Source organism: Edaphovirga cremea, from assembly GCF_003332275.1.
Classification (GTDB): Bacteria; Pseudomonadota; Gammaproteobacteria; order Enterobacterales; family Enterobacteriaceae; genus Edaphovirga; species Edaphovirga cremea.
In genome coordinates this window covers 73,631-83,028 of the sequence record NZ_QOVA01000016.1, presented here as the reverse complement: position 1 = coordinate 83,028, position 9,398 = coordinate 73,631, and the positions used below count along the sequence as shown (strand labels likewise).

At 48.9% G+C, this 9,398-nt stretch carries 8 protein-coding genes and 1 pseudogene; 3 read left to right on the top strand and 6 right to left on the bottom strand.

Going from position 1 to position 9,398, the window contains the following annotated elements; genetic code table 11:
* Window positions 1–624: 624 nt before the first annotated feature.
* The 5 genes from DRI82_RS17980 to DRI82_RS17960 all read right to left on the bottom strand — a co-directional run bounded on the left by DRI82_RS17980 (window position 625) and on the right by DRI82_RS17960 (window position 6,015).
* On the bottom strand, window positions 625–1,671 hold the full coding sequence (locus DRI82_RS17980) for an aldo/keto reductase (protein ID WP_114195285.1): 1,047 nt from the start codon (window positions 1,669–1,671) through the stop codon (window positions 625–627).
* A 38-nt stretch (window positions 1,672–1,709) separates the two neighbouring features.
* Window positions 1,710–2,054, bottom strand: a complete 345-nt coding sequence (locus DRI82_RS17975) for a TIGR04076 family protein (protein ID WP_114195284.1) — start codon at window positions 2,052–2,054, stop codon at window positions 1,710–1,712.
* A 211-nt stretch (window positions 2,055–2,265) separates the two neighbouring features.
* Window positions 2,266–3,618, bottom strand: a complete 1,353-nt coding sequence (locus tag DRI82_RS17970) for a cation:proton antiporter (protein ID WP_114195283.1) — start codon at window positions 3,616–3,618, stop codon at window positions 2,266–2,268.
* 304 nt (window positions 3,619–3,922) lie between these two features.
* Complete coding sequence (locus tag DRI82_RS17965) at window positions 3,923–4,243, bottom strand: colicin transporter (RefSeq protein ID WP_245956876.1); 321 nt, start codon at window positions 4,241–4,243, stop codon at window positions 3,923–3,925.
* Window positions 4,243–6,015, bottom strand: coding sequence for a colicin-like bacteriocin tRNase domain-containing protein (locus DRI82_RS17960; RefSeq protein WP_114195282.1), 1,773 nt, complete (start codon window positions 6,013–6,015; stop codon window positions 4,243–4,245). Before DRI82_RS17960 ends, DRI82_RS17965 begins: the two co-directional genes overlap by 1 nt.
* A 179-nt stretch (window positions 6,016–6,194) precedes the next feature.
* Here DRI82_RS17960 and DRI82_RS17955 point away from each other — a divergent pair, with 179 nt between their 5' ends.
* The 3 genes and pseudogenes from DRI82_RS17955 to DRI82_RS17945 all read left to right on the top strand — a co-directional run bounded on the left by DRI82_RS17955 (window position 6,195) and on the right by DRI82_RS17945 (window position 8,145).
* The gene (locus tag DRI82_RS17955; protein WP_114195281.1) at window positions 6,195–6,770 is read left to right on the top strand and encodes a TetR/AcrR family transcriptional regulator; all 576 of its coding nucleotides are present in this window, start codon (window positions 6,195–6,197) and stop codon (window positions 6,768–6,770) included.
* Window positions 6,767–6,868 (top strand): annotated as a pseudogene (locus DRI82_RS24775) (SMR family transporter); the annotation flags it as partial. The gene DRI82_RS17955 and the pseudogene DRI82_RS24775, both read left to right, overlap by 4 nt.
* Window positions 6,869–7,236: 368 nt before the next feature.
* Complete coding sequence (locus DRI82_RS17945; RefSeq protein WP_114195280.1) at window positions 7,237–8,145, top strand: LysR family transcriptional regulator; 909 nt, start codon at window positions 7,237–7,239, stop codon at window positions 8,143–8,145.
* Between the two features lie 46 nt (window positions 8,146–8,191).
* Here the strand turns inward: DRI82_RS17945 and DRI82_RS17940 are convergent, their stop codons facing one another.
* Window positions 8,192–9,076 (bottom strand): PHP domain-containing protein, encoded by an 885-nt coding sequence (locus DRI82_RS17940; protein ID WP_114195279.1) that lies wholly within the window; start codon window positions 9,074–9,076, stop codon window positions 8,192–8,194.
* Window positions 9,077–9,398: the final 322 nt, after the last annotated feature.

Below are 9,398 nucleotides of genomic sequence, written 5' to 3'. Positions count from 1 at the left end.
TCCGTTGACCTTCCCAGAGCGTCATGACTCGCTGAGCGAAGAACGCAGGCAGGGGCGAACCGCCAGGATGGCGGTGAGAGGCGTCCGCCCACATGGATGTGGGCTAAAGCCGACCCGTCCGCCGGAGAGATGAGTGAAGGCACCGACGCAGTCGGCGAGAAATGCCGCGGAAAAGCCCGGGTTCAAAGGGTCGCGGCGACTGGCGGCCCTTTGTCGGTTGAGGCTTCAAGGCTCAAGTAGAAAAATACATTTATATCAACCGAAACCTGCTCCAAGCCTGCTTTTAAACAATAGTTCACGCATGACCCGAACCTAAAGCCGACCCGTCCGCCGGAGTGATGAGTGAAGGGACCGGCGCAGCCGGCGAGGAGTGCCGCGAAAAAGCCCGGGTTCAAAGGGCCGCGGCGATTGGCGGCCCTTTGTCGGTTGAGGCGAAAACGCTCAAGTAGAATAGCGATCGTAAACCAACCGAAACCTGCACTGAACCTGTTTTAAAACAATAGTTCACGCATGACCCGAACCTAAAGCCGTCCCAGCCAGCCGGAATGACAACCGAAGGACCTACGCAGTGGGCAATTCATGCTGCGTGAAGCACGGATGCAAGGGGCGCGCTTCGCCCCTTGCTTAGTCCTCATTTAAATTCATCTTCATAATATTACGATGCTTATTACCCTCTTCACGCTCAAGCTCGAACGGCTCACCAGCAGGGATCTGATGCTCATCCAGGAAAGCATCAATGCGCTGGAAATCTTCCGCCAGCAACTGGGTAGAGAACACGGTTTCGTTGGACTGAATATGGCGTTCGCTGCGTGTACCGACAATGGCCGAGGCAACCGCGTCTTTATTCAGCACATAATGCACCGCGACATTCGACAATGAGCAACCACGCTGTTCGCCAATCTGCTTCAGCAGTTGCAGCAACTGCTGATAACCTTCCCAACCCACAGAATCATCAATCACCAAACGGTATTTGACCAGTGAACGGTTATCCAGTTTTTCAGGCATCGGTTTACCAAGCCATGACTCGGAGAGGAAACCGCCAGCCAAAGAGCCGTAACAGAGTAGTTTCACGTCATTGCGCAGGCAAAAATCTACCATCGCCCGCTCTGGACGACGATCCAGTACTGAGTATTGGGTCTGGTTACTGACCAAAGGATATCCGGCATCCACCAGCGCCTGAAGATGCGGTGTGTCGAAATTGGTGGTACCCAGATTGGCAATCAGCCCTTTTTCCTGCAATCGAACCAAGTGCCCGGCAATATCTATGCATCCTGGGATGTTGTAATCCCACCAGTGAAACTGCACCAGATCCAAACGCTCTTTATTCAAACGTTTCAGGCTGCGGGTGATGATCCGCTCAACATACTGATAATCGACCTGATCAAGCATGGAGAGATCCGGTACAAATTTGGTGTGTACCTGAACATCATCTTTCCCACTGTTATTTCTGCGTTCCAGAATAAATTTACCAATTAACTCTTCGACGCCGGTATAAATGTCAGCGCAATCGAACGTGGTGAATCCACGATCGGCCAATTGATGGAACGCTCTCAAAACCGGATCAAAGTCCAGCGTACCCTGAAGTTTGTGCCCTTCGGAAAGCTGCCATCCGCCGTTGATAATGCGGCATGGGCTATAGTCTGGTGTCAGTTTTACTCGTTTATCAACCATGATTCTCGTCCTGTTAATATTCTTCCGTTATTATTCTTTTATTCATCCAATGCGGCATTCAGCGGTACCACCGTGCAATCACTGTGACTGAATACCCTGATTCCGGTCCGGGCTATTTTGAACCGGGCACCGCAGTAGGGGTCTGGGCAGGCGATCAACGCATCCGTAGTCATCCAGTCATTCGCATGGGTCATTCGTTGCTTCGCAGGTATCAGCGGCAAAAGTGCCGCCAGCGAGTAAAGAGAAAATCGTCCACCTTGTGGGAAAATCAGGTTTTCACCTTCCACATCAAAACCTTGCCCGGTATGGTGCGAACAGACGTAAGGTCGATCACCTGGAACTACTTCTATATGCAAGTCATAGAGTTCAAAACTGTCATTCATAACTTACTCCACTTTCTGGGTATCATTCTCGGGAACATTGCCAGGCATAAAGAAATGGGCCGCAACAGCGAGGAGTACTGTAATTTGAACATCCCGTGTCCGCCAGAAAACTGAATCCATGTGGAAGGCAAGATAATCTCCCTGATACCAAAAGTATTTAAATGCCTTTCTACATTAACGCAAACCGGGCTACATGCAAGCCCCCGCCAGTCTACTCCTCTCCACTGCGATCATTTTCGGCGATGCCCGCCTGTCGCCATTTCAACAAAGGTGACACCGTCACGCCATGCACGACAATACTTGCCGCGATCAGGGTAAATGCCATGTCCACCATTCTACTGGCATCGGCTCCCTGCAGGCCGTGAGTATAGGCATACGCGATGTAATTGATGCTGCCGATCCCACGAATACCCAACCAGCCAATCATCAGCTTTTGCGCATGGGGAGTGCGGGTTCCTACAGTTGACAGATAAACGGCAGTTGGACGTATGACGAAAAACAGAATTGCCGCCAGCAGCAAGCCCATCGGATCCCAATGCATGGAGAGCGTAATACCCAACACAATAACGATGGCCGCAGCAAAAAGTCGTTCAATCGTATCGCCGAAAGAGAGTGCATCGCCTACCACCAGTCCCATTGATTTTGCGGGTTCTTTACCGGCCAGGGTATGCCGCTGGTTTGGGTTGACCATGGTCTCGGCGGGAAGATAGCGGGCATCTTCATGCAGGTCTTCAAGGGGATGCTGACTCACGATGCGTACCTCGGCATACCGCAGTCCGACACCCGCAGCGAAAGCCGCAAGAAAACCTGATGCGTCAACGCTTTGCGCCGCCGCATAACTCAACGCGATAAGTGATAACGCGATGAAATCGTTCGGTGCAACGTCCTGATGTACAGTTCTCATCTTTGTGGCGATGTGTCCGATCACCCGACCCAGGCCAAACCCAATCAGCAACCCGCCCATCAGCGCCCAGACGACGTCGAACAGCGCCCAATGCCCCAGCAGCGAGAGCGAGAGATCTGTTTTTGTGGTCAGGAAAACCAACGCCAGCATAAGTATCGGCAGCGCTGAACCGTCGTTGAGTCCGGCTTCACTCGACAGAGCCAAACGCAGGCTGTCGTCGTCCCTGGCGTCATTCACCGAGATGAGACTCGCCAGCACCGGATCGGTAGGTGCCACGATGGCGGCAAACGCCAATGCCAGTGGCCACGACAAGTCAGTCAGATAATGTGCTGCCAGCGTCACCCCACCGACGGTAAGAAGCATCGCGGGAAACGCCAGTCGTAAACCCATGCGCCAACTCAAATGACGAAAAGGAAGCCTTAACTTGAGACCGGTAATAAACAGCGACGCCGCCATGGCTATTTCGGTCATTCTGCCCGTTAATTCTGCGTAGACCGCGACATCAATCCGCAGCAGATTCAACACCCAGGGGCCGCATATCACCCCTGCGATCAAATAAAACCCAAATACAGTGACCGGACCGCGGTGGATCCAGCCGGATGCCAGTGACATCAACAATAACAGCGCACCTACCGCTGCCGTCCATCCAAGAAAACTCATAGATTCCTCTTGTTTTTCAATATTAACGGGCGGAATCTTCAGTCATCACCAAAAGGTTAATACCAACGATTGGGATAGGTTTTAAGTATGGTCTACAGGGGAAAATTTGCATGATGGGAATTTAATTACGGCAAGATAACCTTTCGTACACCATTATTTTGCAATGACAGGGGATTATCGGATAAAAGAGAGTACTTCTTATCCATTTAAGCAACTCTTCTGTTTAGAAATAAAACGAGCCGATTAGTCATCGGCTCAACTCATTTTTACTTTATAAAAATGTAATAAAAATTAATAGTTGTCTTTATTTCGATAGAGTAATCATAAAAGCAGTAATACCGAAAGTAACATCCTCTTCTATATTTTTTAGCGCTGCATCATTATTTTCTTTGAATTTCCCACTTTGTTCAAAATCTTGACGAGCATCCCATCGAGTACTTCCGTCGGGTCTGAATCCAGGATTCATCCAATGGCCACCTTCAACAATGTAAACGAATTTTTCTCGCTTAGAAGCTTCTATGCACACCTCTTTAGCCGCTTTAGGTGTTAAAGCCATTACACTACTGCCGTTAAGCTTAAAGAAGTCTTCACCATTATTGTACAAAATAGCTGAAGTTATACTCATTATTTTTTCTCCCATACAATACGGCCATCATCAATCCAATGCGGATCATTTTTCCCACTAACTTGTGTTATTTCGCCCGTTCTGTCGTTGATAACAACATACTTACCTGGCATACCATAAACTGAAGCCGGATCATTTCTCCCTAAAAAATCAGGAGGTGTTTTATTAGGTCGACGCTGGTCTGACGAAATGCCATTCTGACCTTTACCGACTACGTCCTTGACATCCTGCTCTGTCCAACCGCGCTCACCCATTTGCACTTTAATTTTATCATCAAGAGTATAACTTGTCGGCTTGTTTTTATTCTCTTCTTTAACCTGATCTCTATTCTTTTCAGATTTATTCTTTTCATCCTCTGCCTTATTACGGCCTTCAATCGCCACTACAAGAGCATTTTGTGCTTCAATGATTCGTTTTTGGCCGTCGAGAATAAGTTGACGCATCTCTTCAACAATTTCCATTAAACCCTTTTGTATTGTCTGGGCAACTTGAAAGCCTGCATACGTGGGAGCCTCTACTGACTCTCCAGCTATCATTCCTCCACCTTGTGACAAAAGTTGGTTCAATGTGTCGCGAGTTTCTATCGTGAACGACAACTGAATCGTTCCATTATAAATCGACGTAACGAAGCGAACATCTTTTGTATAGGTTAACGGATGAGAGACAGGATCCACTATTACAAGTGCTTCTGGAGTGTTTTCTGCGTCTTTACGTGCCTTTTCTCTGTTGAGAATATCAAGCTCTGCCTGAGCCAGTATTTTTTCCTTTTCCGCTAATTCTCGTTCAGCAACTTCGAGCGGATGTCGAGCATCCCATTGCGCCTGACGTCTTTTGGCTTCCTCTTCTTGTTTTTTAATCTGTTCTACGGTGAGCACTGTTGTGATTGATACATAGATAGGTTGAAAACCGCTAGGCGTTGGAAAATGAATAAATGCATCTGACGTACTTGAGCCCGTTCCACGTTCAACAGGTTTAACCGGAGCGTTCTTTACTTCAGTAATACCAATTGCTGGAACTGAATTAACTAACGTTGTCGACTTTTCCATTTTAATATGCACTGGTGGCATACTTGGTACAATTTGCGCAGTAAATACATTTGTGCGTGTCGTGGGTACAGCATTCACAACAGGAACTGAAACGGGAAACGTCGGCGAACTGACTACGACGATTTTTTGCAATTCATCCTCGACAGTATCTTCCACCTGCATTTTTGCCAGGACTGACGGTTGAGTGGGTAGCTGTATCATCGGTACGTCGGTGACTGTCGTTGCTGGGAGTGCATTAACAATTCGCGCCATGAACTTCGGATCATCTGGTGCAATTTTACTGGGAATAAGCGAACCAACAACAACTCCTGCCATTCTTCCTAAATAAGGCGCGGCCTCAAGCGCCATAGTACCCAGAGTACTCAAACCTGCCTGAAGTGCGCTCGTAATAGTTTGAGATGTTAAGAGAGTAAATCCCCATCCTTCACCAATCAAAGTAATATTCATTGGCGCGGCTAGCACTGCGATAACTTGTGCTTCTGGATACACTGAAAGATTAACGCTAGATCCGTTTGAGTTTTGACCACTTCCATCGTGCTTTTCATTATCACTACGACTGTCATCTCCACCCCCCCCATTTACTGTTATCGTGTCATCATTCATAAAAACTCCTCTTTGATTATCAAAATAAAAACTAACAACCTGAAAAATATACATTTTTACGGCTTTTCCAATGTATGAAAACCACTCAACCAGGTCAATTGTATAAATGAGAATCAGAATCATTTATAAATGATAAGATAAGACTCACTGACTTCAGTCCAGCCACCATAACGCATGTGTCCACGTCTAAACCTCTTCCCCCGTCCGCGCCATCATCCCTGTAAAATTCGCTTGTCACTGGAGAAAAAGCAGGTAAAATTCGAGTAATCCATCCAGACGGATTGTTTAAGTGAGGAGTAACAATGAAAGCCGCAATTAATCGCCCGAAAGAACCTGAAACCGTGAAACGCAGCGTAGTTGAAGCGGCGTCGAAAATCATTGCTGACAAGGGCTTGCAGGGATTAACGCTGGATAATGTCGCGCAACTTGCTGGCGTGAGCAAAGGCGGCCTGCAATATCACTTCAGTTCCAAAACCGCGCTCATCAACGGATTATTTAACGATCTTATGCAGCGCTTTTCTGACGACATGGCTGACCTGATGCGACTGGACACGGAGCCTTATGGGCGAGCTACCCGTGCCTATTTGCGCGCCTGTACGGCAGGAAGTCGAGACAGTGAACACGTTACGTACCGGGCGCTGGTGGTTGCCATTCTGGCCGATCGCGGACTGCGCGAACGGTGGAATCACTTCGTCAACAATGATGTCCCGCAAGAAGATCTTACCGGCGAAGAACAGGACCGAATGATTATGTGTCGCATGGCGGTAGACGGCCTCTGGCTCTCTGACATTTGTGGCTACCAGCCACTGGAAACCGAGAGGAGAGAACGAATTATCAATAAGTTAAATGCGATGACATTGAAGGAAAAGGGTGTATGAATTATCTGCTGTTGTCCCTGACTATTTTGGCCGAAGTGATCGCTACCACGGCGTTGAAAGCGTCTGACAGTTTTACGCGTTGGTTACCCAGCGTTTTGCCCCTGATGTTGCTCACCCGAAAAATTGAATGCCGACGCCTGTCGAGTGGCATATTTACTGTTCATCGGCAGCCACATCCTGTCAGTATTTGCCTGGAGCTTTTGAAGTCTGGTGGTTTCCCGTATTGGAATTGCCGCTGGGCTGCATCGTTGGCAGTATTTCTATACTTGGGGCATGATGATGGGTTCGTCGATGCAGATGCGCATATTGGCTCTGGCATCTGATGCAACGGACGTGGCAATGTCTCTCTTTTCCCGTATCTATAATTGCGTGTAACCAGCTCAACGTCCCTGCTCCCACCTTCAGGTTCGGGCAGGTCAACCGTTTTGCCTATATTAAGGGCAACAGAAAACACCAGGGGTTCATAATGGATCGGTTAACCAGCATGTCGGTTTTTGTCGCAGTCATAGACAAAGGGAGTTTTGTGGCAGCGGCTGAAGCGATGAATATCTCACCGACGATGGTAGGCAAACACATCACCGCCCTGGAAAGCCTGCTCAAAACCAAGTTACTGGTGCGCACCACCCGCCGTCAGGGCCTCACCGAAGCCGGACATATCTTCTACCAACATAGCCGTCGCATCGTCGGTGATATGACCAACGTCGAGTCATTGATTCAGTCACTGAATTTTGCTCCCGTTGGCATGATCCGCGTCAGTGCCCCTTACGCCTTTGGCAATCATATTTTGGTACCGCTGGTGACCCGGTTTCTGAAGCAATATCCCGAAATCAAACTCGAGCTGGTTTTGGCCGATCGCAAGGTCAACATGATCGAAGAGGGATTTGATTTCACCTTCAGGATTGGTGACATCATGGATGAAGGGCTGGTCGCGCGGGCGTTACCGGACTATGAGCTGATGCTGGCCGCCACGCCTGACTATCTTGCCGAATATGGCACGCCCTCCACCCCGGAAGATCTGCAATATCACCACTGTCTGGGGTTCAATCAGCGTGAGAGCAATAAATTCTGGCAGTTGATCGGTGCCGAGGGCGAGGAAAATATTCCGGTGGTGCCGCGGCTGATGGTCAATTCAGGGGAGGGATCGAAACAGGCAGCGCTGGAAGGTTTTGGCATTGTCCTGCAATCGAAAATCACGTTGGAGCAGGAGATTAGGAATGGTCGACTGGTCAAGGTTCTCCCGCACTATCCCGTCCCTTCCCGGCCAATGCATATGCTCTATTTGCCGCAGAAAGTCCCGGCACTGAAGATTGAAGCCTTTTCCAGTTTTATCATGGAAAAGCTGTGGCCGCGACTGACTGCGCTGTCACTACTCTGACCGATTGCGCAAGGGCATGATTATCAGCCACTTGCGCAACCCGATCTTAGGCCTGGGCTGCCCGCAAAAAGCGTTCGATAGTCGCCTGTTGCAGCGGCGTGTAATTGCACTGCCCAACTTCGATTTTAGGTTTATTCCTACCGTGGAAATCACTGCCGCAGGTGACGAATGCATTTTTGCTGACCGCAAAATCGTAGAGCCGGTTGGCCAGTTCAGGTGAATGGTAGCTCGAAAACGCTTCCACGCCTTTTATGCCGATGGCAAACATCGCGGTGAGCACCTCCTCGTAGCTCTCTTTGATATTCGCACCGAGGTGGGCGACGACGGGTATACCACCATTAGAGGTGATTGCCTCCACCATTTCGGTCATCGGCGCGAAAGAGACTGGGACGTAACACACTTTGCCTGGCCCGAAAAAATCCCAGTAAAAATTAATCAGCGGCATATCCCCGCGTGCACCGCCTTCGCGATAAGGTAAAAGTAGCGGATGCCCATCATTGCGTTCATCGTCAAGAATGGCTTCACCCATTTGCTCTTCCTGCGGCATACGTCCACCCGAGAGTTTTTGCAGCACATCTTCGTCCAGATAAAAACCCAGTTTGCGCAGGCTTTCAATCTTTTGCGGTACCAGAGCAGATTGCACCGCGCTGAAATTACGATGAATCAGATCAAAATCGTCACTGGGTGTAAAACCATAGCCCAGCAGGTGGAAATTACGGCCTTCAAAGGTGCAATCAATCTCGATTCCGGTCAGCACGTTCAGGCTGTTGCTGCGATATGTTACCGATTCCAGCGCAGACGTCGCCGAATTATGGTCGGTGACCGCCAGCGTAGTGATGCCATTTTCGATGCAGCGAGCGATCAACTCACTTACCGGCAAGTCAGCGTCGTCGCTGTAATTTGAGTGCATGTGCAGATCGATTTTACTCATGGGATCCCTACTCCTGATAATGGATAAACCACGCGAATGTCAGTGTTGAAATTAGCATGAGCGGGCAAGGTTAAAAAGACCGTTATCAACGACGTTACCCGCATTACACACTGAGGGTTGTTTATGAAACCACCCCTTTTTTGCACCAATGACGACACAGTATGACAAACATGAAAGGGTTACATTTAACTGGAATCTACTACCGCAGGAAGATCAACCCGGTAGGGCTATCACCCCGCAATAAGCCTCCAGCGCCAATCTGCAAAACCGGTGGAAAAATATCAACCTGAGCGCTCATCTAAGTTTCATTCTTGTGATGTGC